General features: G+C 34.3%; 18 protein-coding genes and 1 tRNA gene. 11 read left to right on the forward strand and 8 right to left on the reverse strand.

Features of this window, described 5'->3' with window-relative positions:
* Nucleotides 1–3 precede the first annotated feature (3 nt).
* The 4 genes from CTY47_RS04920 to CTY47_RS04935 are packed head-to-tail and all read right to left on the reverse strand — an operon-like array spanning nt 4 to nt 3,989.
* Nucleotides 4–1,584 (reverse strand): peptide chain release factor 3, encoded by a 1,581-nt coding sequence (locus tag CTY47_RS04920; RefSeq protein WP_099463667.1) that lies wholly within the window; start codon nt 1,582–1,584, stop codon nt 4–6.
* Between the two features lie 60 nt (nt 1,585–1,644).
* Nucleotides 1,645–2,511: a dTDP-4-dehydrorhamnose reductase gene (gene rfbD / locus CTY47_RS04925; RefSeq protein ID WP_099463668.1), complete on the reverse strand. Its 867-nt coding sequence runs from the start codon at nt 2,509–2,511 to the stop codon at nt 1,645–1,647.
* A 6-nt stretch (nt 2,512–2,517) separates the two neighbouring features.
* Nucleotides 2,518–3,066, reverse strand: coding sequence for a DUF4924 family protein (locus CTY47_RS04930; protein WP_099463669.1), 549 nt, complete (start codon nt 3,064–3,066; stop codon nt 2,518–2,520).
* Nucleotides 3,063–3,989 carry a Mur ligase family protein gene (locus CTY47_RS04935; RefSeq protein ID WP_099464085.1) on the reverse strand — a complete coding sequence of 309 codons (927 nt, stop codon included), beginning with the start codon at nt 3,987–3,989 and terminating at the stop codon, nt 3,063–3,065. Before CTY47_RS04935 ends, CTY47_RS04930 begins: the two co-directional genes overlap by 4 nt.
* Nucleotides 3,990–4,286: 297 nt before the next feature.
* Between CTY47_RS04935 and CTY47_RS04940 the strand changes: the two genes are divergently transcribed.
* Entirely contained in the window at nt 4,287–4,946 is a 660-nt protein-coding gene (locus CTY47_RS04940; protein WP_099463670.1) for a LysE family translocator, read from the forward strand.
* Between the two features lies 1 nt (nt 4,947).
* Nucleotides 4,948–5,592 (forward strand): carbohydrate-binding family 9-like protein, encoded by a 645-nt coding sequence (locus CTY47_RS04945; RefSeq protein ID WP_099463671.1) that lies wholly within the window; start codon nt 4,948–4,950, stop codon nt 5,590–5,592.
* Between the two features lie 46 nt (nt 5,593–5,638).
* Here CTY47_RS04945 and CTY47_RS04950 read toward each other — a convergent pair whose 3' ends face one another.
* Nucleotides 5,639–6,034, reverse strand: coding sequence for a DUF6249 domain-containing protein (locus tag CTY47_RS04950; protein ID WP_099463672.1), 396 nt, complete (start codon nt 6,032–6,034; stop codon nt 5,639–5,641).
* 251 nt (nt 6,035–6,285) lie between these two features.
* Here CTY47_RS04950 and rpsA point away from each other — a divergent pair, with 251 nt between their 5' ends.
* Entirely contained in the window at nt 6,286–8,079 is a 1,794-nt protein-coding gene (gene rpsA / locus CTY47_RS04960) for a 30S ribosomal protein S1 (RefSeq protein ID WP_099463674.1), read from the forward strand.
* A gap of 58 nt (nt 8,080–8,137) precedes the next feature.
* Here the strand turns inward: rpsA and CTY47_RS04965 are convergent, their stop codons facing one another.
* Nucleotides 8,138–8,404: a hypothetical protein gene (locus CTY47_RS04965; protein WP_099463675.1), complete on the reverse strand. Its 267-nt coding sequence runs from the start codon at nt 8,402–8,404 to the stop codon at nt 8,138–8,140.
* A 165-nt stretch (nt 8,405–8,569) separates the two neighbouring features.
* A tRNA-Pro gene (locus CTY47_RS04970) sits at nt 8,570–8,644 on the reverse strand.
* Between the two features lie 304 nt (nt 8,645–8,948).
* Here CTY47_RS04970 and CTY47_RS04975 point away from each other — a divergent pair.
* From CTY47_RS04975 to CTY47_RS05010, 8 genes are all read left to right on the forward strand, one after another.
* On the forward strand, nt 8,949–10,217 hold the full coding sequence (locus tag CTY47_RS04975) for a site-specific integrase (RefSeq protein WP_099463676.1): 1,269 nt from the start codon (nt 8,949–8,951) through the stop codon (nt 10,215–10,217).
* On the forward strand, nt 10,214–10,951 hold the full coding sequence (locus tag CTY47_RS04980) for a helix-turn-helix transcriptional regulator (protein ID WP_099463677.1): 738 nt from the start codon (nt 10,214–10,216) through the stop codon (nt 10,949–10,951). Before CTY47_RS04975 ends, CTY47_RS04980 begins: the two co-directional genes overlap by 4 nt.
* 50 nt (nt 10,952–11,001) lie before the next feature.
* Nucleotides 11,002–11,961 (forward strand): phage/plasmid replication domain-containing protein, encoded by a 960-nt coding sequence (locus CTY47_RS04985; RefSeq protein WP_099463678.1) that lies wholly within the window; start codon nt 11,002–11,004, stop codon nt 11,959–11,961.
* 502 nt (nt 11,962–12,463) lie between these two features.
* On the forward strand, nt 12,464–13,096 hold the full coding sequence (locus CTY47_RS04990; RefSeq protein ID WP_099463679.1) for a GIY-YIG nuclease family protein: 633 nt from the start codon (nt 12,464–12,466) through the stop codon (nt 13,094–13,096).
* A gap of 48 nt (nt 13,097–13,144) precedes the next feature.
* Nucleotides 13,145–13,915: a zinc ribbon domain-containing protein gene (locus tag CTY47_RS04995; RefSeq protein ID WP_099463680.1), complete on the forward strand. Its 771-nt coding sequence runs from the start codon at nt 13,145–13,147 to the stop codon at nt 13,913–13,915.
* Nucleotides 13,916–13,943: 28 nt separating this feature from the next.
* Nucleotides 13,944–14,294: a hypothetical protein gene (locus CTY47_RS05000; RefSeq protein ID WP_143813338.1), complete on the forward strand. Its 351-nt coding sequence runs from the start codon at nt 13,944–13,946 to the stop codon at nt 14,292–14,294.
* Nucleotides 14,295–14,520: 226 nt separating this feature from the next.
* Complete coding sequence (locus CTY47_RS05005; protein ID WP_099463682.1) at nt 14,521–16,365, forward strand: putative barnase/colicin E5 family endoribonuclease; 1,845 nt, start codon at nt 14,521–14,523, stop codon at nt 16,363–16,365.
* Nucleotides 16,366–16,559: 194 nt separating this feature from the next.
* Nucleotides 16,560–16,793, forward strand: a complete 234-nt coding sequence (locus CTY47_RS05010; protein WP_099463683.1) for a hypothetical protein — start codon at nt 16,560–16,562, stop codon at nt 16,791–16,793.
* Here the strand turns inward: CTY47_RS05010 and aroB are convergent, their stop codons facing one another.
* Entirely contained in the window at nt 16,794–17,858 is a 1,065-nt protein-coding gene (gene aroB, locus CTY47_RS05015) for a 3-dehydroquinate synthase (protein ID WP_099463684.1), read from the reverse strand.
* Between the last annotated feature and the right edge of the window lie 19 nt (nt 17,859–17,877).

Raw genomic sequence — 17,877 nt, forward strand, 5'->3', positions numbered from 1 at the left:
TCCTTAAAATTCAGATGTAAAATGGAATTTAATATCCGGGAAATCATGCTGGGCCATTGTAAGAACATAATTTGAATCGGCAAGATAGACATCTCGACCCTCCTTATCCAAAGCCATATATTGAGATTTCCGCTTTTTAAAATTCTCCAAAGCTTCTGCGTTATCACTTTCAATCCAACATGCCTTATATAAACTGATCGGCTCCCATTTACATTGGGCTCCATATTCGTGTAGCAGACGATATTGGATAACCTCAAACTGAAGTTGTCCTACTGTTCCAATAATTTTACGGCCGTTAAACTGATTTGTAAATAACTGCGCAACTCCTTCATCCATCAATTGCTCAATACCTTTATTAAGCTGTTTGGCCTTCATCGGATCAGCATTTTCAATATATTTAAACATTTCAGGAGAAAAGCTAGGCAAGCCTTTAAAGTGAAGTTCTTCGCCGGATGTCAAAGTATCTCCTATCTTGAAATTTCCAGTATCAGGCAAACCGATAATATCACCGGCAAAAGCTTCGTCTACTACTTCTTTCTTTTGTGCCATAAATGCTGTCGGACTACTAAAACGCATCTGTTTACCAAAACGAACATGTTTATAATTGGCATTACGTTCGAAACGGCCCGAACAAACTTTCACAAAAGCAATACAGCTACGATGGTTAGGGTCCATATTAGCATGTATTTTAAAAATAAAGCCCGTAAAATTTTCTTCTTCCGGATCAACCACACGTTCCTCCGCTTGTATAGGACGAGGAAAAGGAGCAATATTTATAAAACAATCCAGCAATTCCTTTACACCAAAATTATTCAGTGCCGAACCAAAAAACACAGGAGCAATATCACCACGCAAATAGGTATCTATATCAAATTCAGGGTATACACCCTCTATCAATTCAATATCCTGACGTAGCTTTTCAGCTTGCATGGAATCTATATAAGTCTCCAATTCCGGACTATTTATATCTTTAAACTCTACGTTCTCTGTTACATATTGCTTGCTCGGAGTATACAGGTTCAGTTTCTGTTCATAGATATTATAAACACCTTTGAAGCGTTGTCCCATATCGATAGGCCAACTCAGCGGACGCACATTTATGTGTAATTCTTCTTCTATTTCATCTAACAAATCAAATGGGTCTTTACCGTCACGGTCCATCTTATTTACAAAAACAATAACCGGAGTTTTACGCATGCGGCACACTTCCATCAATTTGCGTGTCTGCGCTTCCACACCCTTTGCTATATCAATAACAATAATAACACTGTCTACAGCCGTTAGAGTACGAAATGTATCTTCGGCGAAATCCTGGTGTCCGGGGGTATCCAGAATATTGATTTTATGATCATTATAATCGAAAGCCATTACAGAAGTCGCGACAGAAATACCACGTTGTTTTTCTATTTCCATCCAATCGGAAGTTGCTGTTTTTTTAATCTTATTAGATTTAACTGCACCGGCAACATGTATGGCACCTCCAAAAAGCAATAATTTCTCCGTTAACGTAGTCTTACCAGCATCCGGGTGGCTGATGATAGCAAATGTTCTTCTTCTCTTTATTTCTTCTGAATATTGACCCATTGTTATATTTTAAATTCGTTTTGTTATTTTCAATCTTACTAAAAAGGAAATTTTTCTATTTTACAAAAGCAACCGCTCTAAACAATTCCGTAAACTTTCTTCCCAATGTGGAATAATAAGGCCATAAGTTTCTTTTATTTTCCGCTTATTCAACACGCTATAATGAGGGCGTGGGGCACGTACCGGATAATCTTTCGTTTCTATAGGAACTACACGGAGCGTTAAACCTGCCAATTGTATAATTTTTACTGTAAAATCATACCAACTGCATACGCCTTCTCCTGAAAAATGATAAATACCGGGACAATACGCACCATCTTCTCCCTGTTTTATGACCTGTAATATGGCAATAGCCAAATCTCCGGCATAAGTAGGCGAACCGATCTGATCAAATATAAAACGTAATTCATTACGTTCCTTACCTAAGCGAAGTACTGTCTTTACAAAGTTGTTTCCATATTCCGAATACAACCAGGCTGTACGGATAATTACTGCGTCTGTACAAACTTCCTGTAAAGCTATTTCACCCTCCAGTTTAGTACGGCCGTAAACAGATACCGGGCATGTCCTGTCTGTTTCTATATAAGGACGGAAATTTGTTCCGTCAAATACATAATCCGTAGAAATATGAATCACACGGGCACCAACAATACTGGCAGCTTCACCTAGATAACGTACGGCATCCCGATTAATACGGGTACATAAATCTATATCATCTTCAGCTTTATCAACAGCCGTATAAGCAGCACAATTCACAATATAATCGACAGCATGAGTCTGCACAAACGAACAAACAACCTCTTTATTACAGAGATCTAATGTATCGACATCCGTGAATAAAAAATTAAACTGGGGATATTTTCCAGAAAGTTGACGGAGTGAATTACCCAATTGACCATTGGCACCGGTTACTAAAACAGTCTTCATAACAATTTAATCTTCTAGTTTCAGTTCTCCGTTCATATCTTCACGATACTTTTCGGCAAGCAAAGCTAAAAAAGAACTGATTTGTTTTATAGCTTCCATCGTTTCCGCACCCACTTCTTTTCCTTGCATCTTCAGAAGCAGATAACCATAAACAGCAGCAAAACAAGTTTCAATCTCCGGTAAATCCTGTCCACCTGATTTTGCACGCAATTGTACAATATAAGGAAGGGTTTTATAATAAGCGCCATTATAAACCATCTCTTTCGGAGACTTCAACAACCGTAAATGCAGATCAGTAAGTGCTATAATAACATTTTTGTTTAATTGGATATGCCCATTTTCCATAACACCTTCCGAACGCATCATTTCGATCAATTCTTCATACCACTGTTCTATTTCTTTCTTCACTTCATCCGATTGGTCATAATGGGCTATCACCGTACGACGAATTGAATCCATATCAAACTTGTTTGCACGAATCAAATCTTCTACCTGCCACATATAAAGCAGATATTCGGCTATATTTTCTTTTCTTTTTTGTCTGGCTACAATCATAGCTGCAAAGATAAGCTATATTCGGATAATGCCTTATAAAAATCAGTATCTTTAACTCCTAACTGCCGGCAAGCCAAGCGTGCAGCATTCAGATTTATCAAAAAATATGTATCCGGAATATAAACGGGAAAATCTCCATAACGCGTACTGAGAAAAACCTGTCCGTCTTTCTCTATTACCTGATGGCTGTCATAAGGAATAGCCGTAATATCAGTTCGTACTTCTTCTGCCAACCGGGTTACTGCAGAATCTGCACTGTAATAGATTAGTTTTCCTTCCCTTTCAATAGAAGTAGTAAAAGCCTGATAGGTACCCAAATAATCTTCAGAGGTTGCATGTCCGGTCTTATCCGACCATGACAGATTGGTCAATACGGCTATATGAGGACGATAAAATTCGAGTTGGCCATGTTGATCCAGGACAGAAGTAACATGTTCATCACCCTCAACCAAAGCTATACGCGACTCATAACTCAGATGCACGCGGCTGGGAAGCAATGGAACTTCACTGGTAAGAGCATAATCGAAAGCTAACTTTTGTTGCTTCAAGGCACTTACCACCATGGAAATAATTGTTTTTTTCCCTCGACTTCCAGCTACCACAACCCGGGTTTTAGAACGTGTACGCTGATAAATAAATTCCGGAACCGACTGAATAAGCAACCCTAATTCTTTTGCTCTTACCAGTTCTGGATTATTCTGTTCCACATTAGCCCCTAGTACTACAGTATAAATATCTTTTGTTAATCTCTCCGGAAACCATCCGTCTCCGTAGCAGGCACAACCAGATTCACTCAATTTTATAAAAGCAGTGTCTGATATTCCTGTTCCGGAAACTGTCACGTCATAACCTTTTTCACGAATTGCTAAAGCTAAGTCCAATATTATCGGTTCGGTTACGGAGATCAAATGAACTTTTCGCATCATATATAATTTGCGGCAAATGTACGATAAATTAACCGATATGCGATTTCAGGTTTTATAAAAAGTTGTTCCATTTTGACAAAAACAGAACAACACCTTATGAAAAAGATCGGGATGATTACAAAAAATGTTCCCGATGATTTTAAAAAAAGATCGGGATGATTTTATTACTTCCACACGCATTATGGTATAACCCAAATTATCTTCAATAAATCCTTTTTATGTTTTTACCTTTTTTTATCAGTATAATGGACGTATCTTTGTAGTCGAAATTCAAGAGAAAAGCGTTAATTCAGAATGCTCGGAACGATAACAAAAGGTTTAATAATAGGCATATTAGTATCGGCACCAATGGGACCGATAGGTATGCTCTGCATACAAAGAACGCTAAACAAAGGACGATGGCATGGTTTTATTACAGGTTTGGGAGCTGCCCTTTCAGATGTATTATATGCGGCTTTCACATGTCTGGGAATGGGAGTTGTTGTAAACTTTGTTGAGGCCAATCAAGCTCCGTTACAAATTATAGGAAGCATTGTTCTAGGCATTTTCGGCTATTATATATATCAAAGCAACCCAGTAAAGAACATAAAGAAACAAAGAGAGAAAAAATTATCGTTTACGCAGGATTTCATTACAGCCTTTTTACTTACCTTTAGTAACGTTTTAATCGTATTATTATATATTGGTTTGTTTGCCCGTTTCGGTTTTGTTTTACCGGATTCTTCCATATGGATGTTGGCCGGAGGAATCGGTTGTATCGGAGTAGGCGCCATATTATGGTGGTTCGGCATAACGTATATAGTAGCAAAACTAAGAAAATGGTTTAACGTAAGAGGTATATGGATGTTAAACAGAATAGTGGGTACCATTATTATTGTATTATCAATTATAGGCGTATTATCCGTATTACTCACTTCCTATTTCCACGTGCCATTAATCCAAATTTATATTTAAAATGAAAAGTCTGAAAGTTCCTTATTTGGAAATGCTGGATGTATTATCACCATCTTCCATTGATCCTGTATTGGAAAAATATGCACAACGCGAATACGTTGACGTGCTTAACTGGAAATCAGAATACGGTTACAAACCAATTGTCGCATTCGACATAGCCCGTTCCAAAACACATTTGTATATCCGCTATTTTGTAAAAGGCAATAGTCTCAAAGCGGAATACGGCATAAACAATTCTCCTGTCCACCAGGATAGTTGTGTAGAGTTTTTTATGCAGAAGGCTGGAGATTCCAACTATATGAACTTTGAATTCAATTGCATTGGGACTTGTGATGCAGCCCGGCGCGAATCCAGAGAAAAGAAAAGCTCATTATCCCAGGAAGAATATGCATCTATCAAAACCTATTCTTCCTTAGGAACTAAACCTTTCCCGGAAAAAGAAGGTGTGTTTGCCTGGGAACTCACTGTTGTTATTCCTTTTACCTTAATGGGGCTAGACCCAAATAATCTTCCACAAAAGATCATGGGAAACTTCTACAAATGTGCAGATAACACACAATTTCCTCATTTTGTAAGCTGGAATCCTATCGATTTGCCGGAACCCAATTTCCATTGTCCAAAATTTTTCGGAGAAATTTATTTCTAATAAAAAGCCCGTAAAACATTAATCTACGGGCTTTTTATTCCATTTATCATTTCTTTCCCATCTTCAACTCTATAACAAAAGCAACTATTAACCCTATGCCACCGAAAAGAAGAACAGAAGCACCATAAGCAGTATCAGCAATTTCATTTCTATACCAATCGTCTGTCTCATTTAGCACGAATAAAGTATTCATTATAAATCCTACCAACATTCCCAGCCCAAGACCTGAGAACAGACATCCTATCTTTAAGCTGCTGAATGAAAAACAAGGAGAATAAGCCGACAAATGCAATTTATCCTCTAAAGAAGACATGCCCTGTTTGTCGCTCAATTTTTCAATAATGGCCATTCGCTCTTTACGGCGTAAAAACAATTCGAACAAGCCATATATCCCGGCAAACACAATACCAACGATCAGCGGAGTTGTAATAAAGTTCATCATACCTTTCTCTATTTTAGTAAATAATTTGTTTATTTATTTGACGCAAACAAATTTATTCGGTTACAACTTTTTATTAAAAAAATGAAGGTATATATAAGCAAACAAACATACGAATCTATTCAGACATCTTTTTTCATTCGAAAAACACTTGGGTATCAGAAAAAAACATTACCTTTGCCCCGATTTTTGAGAAATGACAACATAATGTCTAACTTACTAATTAAAACAAACTTAGTATTAACAATTAAAGAATGGAAAATTTAAAGAACATTCAGCCGGTTGACGATTTCAACTGGGATGCCTTTGAACAAGGTGAGTCTTACGGTGACGTAAGCAAGGACGATCTTGTAAAAACGTATGATGAGACCCTAAACACTGTAAAGGACAAAGAAGTGGTTATGGGTACTGTTACTGCAATGAACAAACGCGAAGTTGTAGTTAACATTGGCTTCAAATCTGACGGAGTTGTTCCAATGTCGGAATTCCGTTACAATCCGGATTTGAAGATCGGCGACGAAGTAGAAGTTTACATCGAAAGCCAAGAAGACAAAAAAGGACAATTAATCCTTTCACACAAGAAAGCACGTGCTACACGTTCTTGGGATCGTGTTAACGAAGCTCTTGAAAAAGACGAAATCATTAAGGGTTACATTAAGTGTCGTACAAAGGGTGGTATGATCGTTGATGTATTCGGTATCGAAGCATTCTTGCCGGGTTCTCAGATCGATGTTAAGCCTATCCGCGACTACGATGTATTTGTTGGTAAGACAATGGAATTCAAGATTGTTAAAATCAATCAGGAATTCAAGAATGTTGTTGTATCTCACAAAGCTCTTATCGAAGCAGAACTTGAACAACAGAAGAAAGACATTATCTCTAAACTGGAAAAAGGACAGGTATTGGAAGGTACCGTTAAAAACATCACTTCTTACGGTGTATTCATCGACTTGGGTGGCGTAGACGGTTTGATCCATATCACAGACCTTTCTTGGGGTCGTGTTTCTCATCCGGAAGAAATCGTACAGTTGGATCAGAAGATCAATGTTGTTATCTTGGATTTCGACGACGAAAAGAAACGTATTGCTTTAGGCTTGAAGCAACTTACTCCGCATCCTTGGGATGCTTTGGATGCTAACCTGAAGGTTGGCGATAAAGTAAAAGGTAAAGTTGTTGTTATGGCCGACTACGGTGCATTCATCGAAATTGCTCCGGGCGTAGAAGGTTTGATCCACGTATCTGAAATGTCTTGGACTCAGCACTTGCGTAGCGCTCAGGACTTCATGAAAGTTGGTGACGAAATCGAAGCTGTTATCTTAACACTAGACCGCGACGAACGCAAGATGTCTTTGGGTATCAAACAGCTTAAAGCTGATCCATGGGAAGATATCGAATCTCGTTTCCCTGTTGGTTCACGCCACACAGCTAAGGTTCGTAACTTCACTAACTTCGGCGTATTTGTTGAAATCGAAGAAGGTGTTGACGGCTTGATCCATATCTCCGACTTATCTTGGACTAAGAAAATCAAACATCCGTCTGAATTTACTCAGATCGGTTCAGAAATTGAAGTCCAGGTACTTGAAATCGACAAAGAAAACCGTCGTTTGAGCTTAGGACACAAGCAATTGGAAGAAAATCCTTGGGATGTATTCGAAACTATCTTCACAGTAGGTTCAATCCACGAAGGTACAATTATCGAAGTTCTTGATAAGGGTGCTGTAGTTTCTTTACCTTATGGCGTAGAAGGTTTCGCAACTCCGAAGCATTTGGTAAAAGAAGACGGTTCTCAGGCTGTAGTAGACGAAAAGCTCCAGTTCAAGGTAATCGAATTCAACAAAGAAGCTAAACGTATCATTCTTTCTCACAGCCGCATCTTCGAAGATGAACAAAAGGGTGCAAAGAAAGAAGGAGCTGCCGACAAAAAATCATCAGCAAAACGCAACAAAAAAGAAGAAGATTCAGCAATGGTAACCGGTTCTGTTGAAAAGACAACACTGGGTGACATTGAAGAACTTGCAGCTTTGAAAGAAAAATTGTCAGGTAAATAATCGACAACTTTCAATATAAACAAGAGCGGCTGGTTAATTATAACCAGCCGCTCTTTCTTTATCTGGCATCTTTATCTTTCAATTCACGCCCTTGCTCCTTCTCTCCATAATAATCATAGCTTTCATCAATATGAAGCAAACGATTTATCTTATGCCGCTTATTTAAATCGACAAAATAAGATTCCACCACTTTATATAAATTAAAACCATCTGTAGAACCGGCAGCTAAACTCAGTTTCTCTATTAGCTCCTCTACGGCTTTATGAATTTCATTCTTGTTCACCAAATGAAACTCATTATTATGTACCAAAGGTTTGCTATTCATAAGGCTTATTTTTAAGTTATTCTATCTTTATAACCACCCATTCATGTGATATGTTTAAAGATATCGATAATACCAAAAGAACAGCAAGAACAACTTGTATTCAAGAAATTAGAGAGAACAAAAAAGGAATTAAGTTTACCAACTTAATTCCTTTTACTCAGCAGGTCGGGATGACTGGATTCGAACCAGCGACCACACGCCCCCCAGACGCGTACTCTAACCGGGCTGAGCTACATCCCGCTTTATTTTTACGGGTGCAAAAATAGAGTATTATACGGGATTTTACAAGTTTTCCCCTCCATTTTTACAGAAATTTGTTCCCCATCATCTAGAATAAAGAATAAAACACTGGTTAATAAATACTTAACACATATAAAGGTCTCTATTCTATTATCCTCGCTATCACTTATTATTTTAGGAATGTTTTAGGAAAGAATTCATATGATTTCAAATTGTTAATAATTGCTAATCAAGAGTAAGAACTATAACCTACTTTTGGTGATAAAGACAAAGCATCCATCTATTTTTGTAATAAAAAAAGTTTATGGCTTCATTTAAGTTAGTGCTTCATAAGCCAAATAAGAGAAAAGACGGTACTTATCCCATCTCTTTACGGATAATAAAAAATATGAGAACTAAATATTTTAATTTAGGTCTTTACACGACAACAGAAGAATGGGATGAACATGCTGAACGTTTCAAACAGGACAAAAAGATATGTCCTATGTATAAGGAGTATAATGCAAGATTATTAGAATTGCAAGCACGGGCACAAGCTCTTGAAATTAATTTTGACAGAGAAGGTATCGATTGGACTTTGGAACAATTCAAAAATGCCTTCTTTCATAAAACTAAACAAGGAAAGTTTATAGAATATACAAATAAATGTATTAATGATATGAAGGGAACAGGACATATTGGAAATGCGAAAGTATGGGAAAGCTCTATCTACAATTTAAGTTTATATGATAAACGATTAAAGTCAAGGTTACTATCCGAAATTGACATTAAATATGTGAATAACTACAATATTTTTATGGAAAAAAAGGGATGGTGTGGAAATACAAGAAAACATAATATAAAAACATTAAGAGCCATCTTAAACAAAGCGATACAAGAAAAAGAATGCTCATCCAATAATTATCCTTTTGGGAAAGGAGGGTTTTGTGTTTCAGCTTTAGGGGAAGAAACGCGTAAAAGGTTTTTGTCCGAAGAATCTCTATCCAAATTAATGAATACACAATCAAAGTCCATTTCCAAAGAAATAGCACGTAGGTTATTTATATTTTCTTACTTGTGTTATGGTATGAGTTTTATTGACATGGCTAATATCAAAAAAGAAAATATAATATTTGAAGGAGGTAAAGAGTATATAATGTATAAGCGACAGAAAACCGAACATTGTAAAGGTTCTAAGTATATTAAAATATTGATGAGTGACGATATTAAAGTATTAATAAAGTGGTTTACTGAAAACACCAATCTAATCGGGAAGTATTTATTACCAGTCGTAACTATTAACTATACAGGAGAGAAACTGTATGAGCATCAAAGAAGACGATTAGCCAAATATAATAGCAATTTAAAAAAATTAGGAGAAGAATTGGATATTCCGGAAAAGTTGACAAGTTATGTAAGCCGTCATTCTATGGCTATGAGTTTACAAAAGGATGGAACTCCTAGGGAAGTAATCAGTCAGATTATGGGACATAAAGATCTGAGCACAACTAATACATATTTAGACAGTTTCAGTAATGATGTAATTGAAAAAGCAACAAATAAATCACTATATAAAAATAAAATAGTATTATGAGAACAGCTGTTTATGAAAACTTCTTCACCAAACTAATTGCTACAACAAAATGTTTGGATATTAATGAAATAGAAAAGTATATTAGTAAAAGTACTGGCAATGATATTCTATTAGTTAACAAACAATTAGATAAAGCCAACAAACTATTAAATGAAAGGTACGGACGCTATGGGGTTATTTCGGAACAAGATAATGTGAAAGCGCTACAGAAAGGATACTATGATTTAAGTATGATTAAATTAAGTCTTAATGACATTAGACGAAAAATAGATCAATATAACATTGAAGAAAGTTCACCGTTGGGACAACAAATAAGTAAAGATTGGGATAATGCTGCTTATTTATTACAAGATCTTTTACAGTTGGAGAATATGAATTTAATAAATTATTTAAGACTATTAGAAGATCGAAGTTCTGAATTATGTCAGAATAAGGAAACAGAGAAAAGAAAACGATGCAGCAATCAGAAACAACACAATTTAAAGCAAATCTCGAACAATAAAATTGCTACGGAAATGCCTTGCGACATCATCACAATAGAGGAAGTATGTAAAATAACAAGACTATCAAAAAGTAAAATTTACCATATGGTATGTAATCACGAAATACCGCACTACAAGCTCAATCCTAATAAAAAAGGACGCTTATTCTTTTTTTATTCTGAAATAGAAGCATGGCTGAAAAGGAATAGGATAGGCACTATAGAGGAATATCTTAATCAATTTGAAAATTAATAATAAAGTAAAAATTATAAATGTTTTATTGATATTAATAATATATAATTATGTATGATACCATCCATTTAATATTAAAGGAAAATGATTTAGACATTCCTATTTCATTTAAAGAAGAAGTAGCTTGTAATATAGAGATAGACGAAAAGAAAAGTACTATATCAAAGATTTATGGTCATATCGATAATATGAGTGTAATGATTACAGGGAAGACTTTATCTGTTATAGGGAGTTTAACTAGTTATACTAAGGGAAATAATATAAAAGGGATGGTTTTTTCCGAAGTAAAAAAGGCAATTGAAAGTTTAAGTAAAACATTAAACGTGCCATTAGAAAAGGCGAAAGTAAAAAGGATTGACATTGCACAGACTTTTACAATGCAATTTGAACCTAGACTTTATTTACCAAAATTATATTATTTAAGTGGATTTAGTAGGTCTAACATTAGTGGTACAAGTTTATATTTTGGAAAAGAAAGTAAAAGGAAGAGCGGTGAAAATTTGCAATTACTTTTTTATGACAAAAATGCTGAATTAAGAAATTCAGATGGATATCCATTAGTACAGAAATCACGCAATTTATTAAGGTATGAATTAAGAATAAAGAATGTAGAATATACTTTTAAGCGCAAAATTCGATGTTTAGAATTGTTTTCAGAGGATTTTTATCGTGAATTGATTAATTTATGGTATAGCATGTATAAAAGCATTGAAAAACGATTAGAATCACTTGAAGACTATTGTGAGATAAAATTAAACGGAAAAAAAGATTTATATGAGACTTGCCTGCGTTTATGTGTAATGGCTTTCAATATGGAAGAAGAAGTAGAAATTGCATCAAAAAAAGGAAAGGTCACAGCACAAAACAAGAGTAATGTTCTGAAAAAGATAAAAGAGATAAAGGAGGAATTAAGGAAGAAGCATCCGATTTTGTCTATGATTGATGAATTGAATAAGAAAATAAAGAAAGAATATGAAGAACAAATAAAAGGATTAGAAAAAGAAGCATAAGCTTTGCCAAGAAAACGATTATTTATACATTTGTTCTGTCCGTAAGGAACGGACAGGGCGTTTAGAAAATCCTTATTATTGAAATCTGGACAATTTCATACACACGAGGAGAACAATGTAACGTCCATGCTTTGTATGTACGTACTCTATAAAGAGTGTTGTAGATATAGGCGTGGACTGTTACGTTTATCCTGTGTGTAGAGCAGTCCAGAGCTTCAATAATAGGATAAACTAACAGTTTCACGCTTTTTTAGTTAACCTTCCTCTTCGAAACTGGGTGGAATTTCTTTGTATTGATTGTAAATATCCAGTTTAGTAATCTTATAAAATCAAGTTTGTAGTATAGTAGTATAAAGGTCTGTCTTTTATGTGTAATTACCTACATTTAAAAGAGAAAAAATTATGTATGGTCAATACGCAGAAAAGTGATTATATTGATTTTATAAATTATCCAAACAATGATTTTACACATTAATACACTGATTAATAGTATAATAAAAATATGGAAAATCAAAAAGAAGAAAATGTAGGTATTGTTTACGCTCTCACCAACCCAGCCATGCCAGGTCTTGTAAAAATAGGTATGACTTCACGAATGGAAATAGCTCAAAGAATGAAAGAGTTATATAGTAGTACTGGAGTTCCATTACCTTTTGAATGTGTCTATGCTTGTGAAATAACAAATTTTGCTAGGACAGAGAAGGCTTTACATGTTGCTTTTGCTCCTGACCGTATTAATCCTAATAGAGAATTTTTTAAAATGGATATAGAACGAGTTATAGCGATTTTAGAATTATTAGGTCCAAACAACATAAAAAAAGAAATAAATAATGATTTGGATGCTGACATCAGTACAGAAGAAAAGGTTGCAAGAGAAACAATGAAGAAAAAGAGACCTGCTTTTAATTTTGAGAGAATGGGCATCCCTATTGGAGCAAAATTGACGTATAAAAACAATAATAATATAGAAATAGAAGTCATTGAAGGAAATAAGGTAAAATATAACAATGAGATTATGTCATTAAGTGCCGTAACACAACTGTTATTACCTTATATAACTCATCCTACACCTTATTGGATTTATGAAGGAGAGACACTTTCCAATTTATGGGAAAAGTCTTTAGTAGAATGTTGATTAAATAAATAAAAGGTTAGACCTTTAGAATATTTAAATTAAAAGGATATGGAAACGACAGAAGAAAAAAATAGTAAAGAATTACAAAACCAAAAAATTTGTCCTAACTGTAAAATAATATATCATAAGGAGAGATCCGAGAATTGTTCCAATTGTGGATCAAAACTGATCTACTTATACAAAAATTGTCCACATTGTAAAAAAAGAATAGAAGAAAACGCTAAATTTTGTCCTAATTGCGGATATAAATTAATAAAAGAAACCGGAAAGAAACAAAATGTCAATTTACTATCTTTTATATGCATACTCATTTTAGGTATTCTCTTTTGGGGAATCATTCTATCGGATAATAAGGACACTAATAACACTACAACAAAGCAACAACCTGATAGTATTCAATTATCAATAATTAGTGATGCAAATATTTCATTTGAAGACTTAAATGCTCTTGAAGAAACTTTTCAATTAACAATTACAGAAATAAAAACAGGTATTATTCCTGTTAATCCCTTTCAAGAGGCACCAATGTTTGTCATATCATTCCAAAATAATAAGGACAAAGATGTCATTTGGAATAGTGATAAAGATTTTTGTAAATGGAGAGTAGTAATTGGAAACGAAGCATCTCCTTCATACCATATGTATCATGGGCCAAGTTTGGATGATCCTATTTCTCCAAACCGATCTACTTTTATTGATAATGCAGGATTACAGGTACGTATAGGATCTGAAAAAATAAAAAGGGAAGATGTTCTCATTGAAATTTTAAATCGCGACAGCAAGAAGGTTGCCTCTTTTCCCACAAAAAAGAGTTTATAAAGAATATGAAGTCTTTAGGATTATAATGATGGAAGAAAAGATAAAAGCAATAATAGACCACTTGAAAAAGGTTGGATTTGATGATGAACGAATAGAGAAGATTTTAAGTATAATCTCTATTGAAGAAGCATATGAGAATTTGCAAAGAAATAAAGTATTAAAGAATGTCATCAATATCATAGGTATTGATAGAGTTGACAAAGGTGCAAAGAATATGGGAGTAACAACCGATGTTTTTGCGAAAGAATTTGACCGTTGGAATGATAGTGGGAATGTCCAGATAATAGAAAGGGCTTCTAAACAAGAGCAGGAAAATCTCACAAACAAAATGTTTGACACGATGATTAAAAATGCGAATGAACTTAAAAGAAAAAATTAAAAATAGTATCAAAACATATATTGTATGAGATACATTAACGACTTTTTCACTTGCGACATTCTATTTATTAGTGTAAAGAAAGGGTTCTGAAAAATACAGAAAGGATTCATTCCAAAAAACAATACCTTTCAAAACAAAGGAAAACATCATAAATTCTACAGATATTCAAAAATCTGTAGAATATTTTGAAAAAGATTTGCTCAGAAAGTCTCTAGAACAAGATTTGATGAAAGCGAAAGCTGCTATTGGAGAGATCAGAGAGTGGAAAGGTATTCGCTACGAAAAGAAAACTGACGGTAGTTGGATTCCGTTAAAAGGACAAGGAATAAAAAGAAAACAATATCCGCGATTAGATAAATTCGGAACTAATTATTCTCAATTTGAAAATGAACCAGAAAAAGCCATAGAATTTCTTTTAAAGAGAAAACAAGGTCAAGTCATTGGAGCTTGGGAAAGAGAAGGTCTTGGTAAGATAGATATTGTTTGGGGAAACGATAAAAGAGGACTTCAGCACATAAGAAAGCGTCATTTTATTGAACAAGATGATTTCAAGTCATTAGAGGACATGACTAAAGAAATTTCTAATGTTTTGAAAAATGGTAAGATTGGGGAATTTTATAGTAATAAGAGTAAGGTAGATATTAAAAACGATAAATATCAAATAACTCTTATCAGGGAGGTAACTTATGATGAAGAAGATAATTTTAAAGATAAAATTTGGATCTTAACATCTTTTAATTATATAAAGCCGATGGAAGATAAAATAAGAAAAGCGACTTCTTCGGAAGTCGCTTTAAAAGATCTCGATTCTATCATTCCTCAGAATCAACCTAAAAATGGTCAAGAGCACGGAGAGGTCATTAACCGTTATTCGCTCGGAAAAGATCTTTGTTCTTTTTCTGAATATAAAGATATGCTAAAAAAGTCGTTTGAGCAACAGTTTGGTCCAGAATATTTTGAAAAGGCCAAGAAAGGAGCTGAAATTGGTACAATCAAAGAATTTGGAGGAAAGAAGTACATCAAAACAGTTCAAGGCTGGAAATATTATGGAAAGAAGAAAGGATCTTCTCAAGAAGAAGAGTTATCTGATAAACCAAAAGAAGTCGAAAATGAGTCCAAAGAAAAAACATCAGGAATAGATCAATTTGCGACAAAGGCTACAGACAAACAATTAGAGGCAGCTTTGAAAGATCCGAAGCAATCTGAAGAAGTGAAAAAAGTTGCGAAAGAAGAGTTAGAAAGAAGGAGAAACAAATTAGAAGAAGATACTGATACTTCAGATAAAACTGAAAGAGAAAAGGATAAAGATTCTCCTCCTAAATCAGATTTCAAAAAGATCACTCAGACTTATGTGAAAGTAGAAGATGGTCAGATCATTATCAGAATGAAAGGTGAAGATAGATATAAAGCTACTAAAGGAAGATTTAGTATTATATCCAATGAAGGAGAGTCTTTGGCTGATTTCAAAAAGCGAGTGAGAGATGAATATGAAGGAAAGGAAAATAAACAAGAATCTAACGAAATTCATTTCAAATCTATTAAGGAAGTCAAGGCGTATCAAGTAAAAGAAGCTAAACTTTCGAATTTTTCTCAAAAAGATAAGATTAAAGAATTACAAACGAAGTTCGATGTTCAATATGAAAGTTTAAAATTAGAAGACGATTATGATTCTATTAACGATGATACAAAATATTATCTTTCAAAAAACTCTTTAGAGAGAGTTTTAGAAGATTATGCCAATAACAATGATACAGGAAAACTTCTTATAAATCAAAGTTTGATAGAAAACGATATAATGCCAATAGTTAATGGTTTGTTATTTAAAGAATATAATGGAGTGAAATACAAACACTTTAATAAAGACAACGAAGATAGCATTGAAAAATTTTATAAGAAAGATCAAGAAAAGATTGTCGAAACTAGAGAAGAAAGAATTGATTTAAATGAGTATATGAATAATTTATATTTTTTTGTTAGAGAGTTTAATAAAATTGGCAAAATTAGTGGAGAAGATAACGATTGGATAGCAGCTAAAGTTAAGGTTATATCAGATAATATCAAATNTTTCTGAATATAAAGATATGCTAAAAAAGTCGTTTGAGCAACAGTTTGGTCCAGAATATTTTGAAAAGGCCAAGAAAGGAGCTGAAATTGGTACAATCAAAGAATTTGGAGGAAAGAAGTACATCAATGATTCTTTGATATTTTGTTGTCCCTATCAATAAAAGGTCTGACCTTTATACTAAAATAAAACAAAATATAAATATGGAAAAAGAAAAAATGAATTTGCATTCATTTGCAACAAAATATAGCAAATGTTTTATGAAAGTGGTAGGGAGAAATAAAAAAAGAGCTAAACAATCAAGTCTAACTCCTTATATATCAAAGCATAATAAGTTTTTTAAATTTATTTTTGCTCCCTTCCCCCAGACGCGTACTCTAACCGGGCTGAGCTACATCCCGCTTTATTTTTACGGGTGCAAAGGTAAACTATTTTAGTTACACTCCAAAACTTTCACGGTAGAAATCCAACGACTCGAAAATATTTTCCTTCTCTACATCCTGGTTTATGCGGACATCACCAATATTTGCAAGCAAAGTAAAGTTGATAACACCGCCTTCATTCTTCTTATCATGCGTCATTAATTCGTATAAGCTTTCATAATCCTTACAATCAAACATAAAAGGCGGATAATACTCTTTGATATAATAAACGACCTGGCTTAATTTGTCCATAGGGAAGTTGCAAAATTTATGAGACAAATACAATTCGCTAACAATACCTGCAGCTACAGCATGGCCATGCAATAATGGCTTGTTCTTTTTAAACGACAAACTTTCGTAAGCATGGCCTATTGTATGCCCGAAGTTTAAGGCCTTCCGAATACCTTTTTCTTTCGGATCTTCCTCCACTATTTGTTCTTTAACGGCCACCGACTGAGCAACCATACGATTAAGGAATGTATAATCTAATTTCTGATCCAAATCAAAAAGCATAACAGATGCATACGTGTCCATGGAACTGATTAATCCATGTTTTATCATCTCTGCATATCCGGACAAAAGATTATTCCTGTCCAACGTACTCAAAAATCCGCAATCAATAAATACACATAACGGAGGATAAAAAGAACCTATCTCATTCTTCAATCCATTGAAATTAATCCCGGTCTTTCCTCCTACAGCCGCATCAACCGAAGCCATCAATGTAGTTGGAATATTAATAGTATGTATTCCACGTTTAAATGTCGCTCCGGCAAAGCCTCCCATATCCGTTATCATGCCTCCGCCTAAATTTATAAGTAATGAATTACGTGAGGCCCCTTCATTAGACAACCGTGTCCAGATATAAGACATTTGTTCCAAATTTTTATGCATATCTCCCGCCTCAACAGTTATAACCGGAGCATCCTGTATTGCCGGAACACTTTGTATTAAAGGGAAACATTTTTCCTGCGTATTTGTATCCGTCAGGATAAAAAGTTTATCATAATTCAGAGAAGACAGAAATTCCTGTAATTCAACTTTCAGATTTTCGCAAATTAAAACTTTTTGATCTGACATACTTATTCTTATTTAATTG

Origin of the sequence: Parabacteroides provencensis (genome assembly GCF_900232875.1) — a bacterium.
GTDB lineage: Bacteria > Bacteroidota > Bacteroidia > Bacteroidales > Tannerellaceae > Parabacteroides > Parabacteroides chinchillae.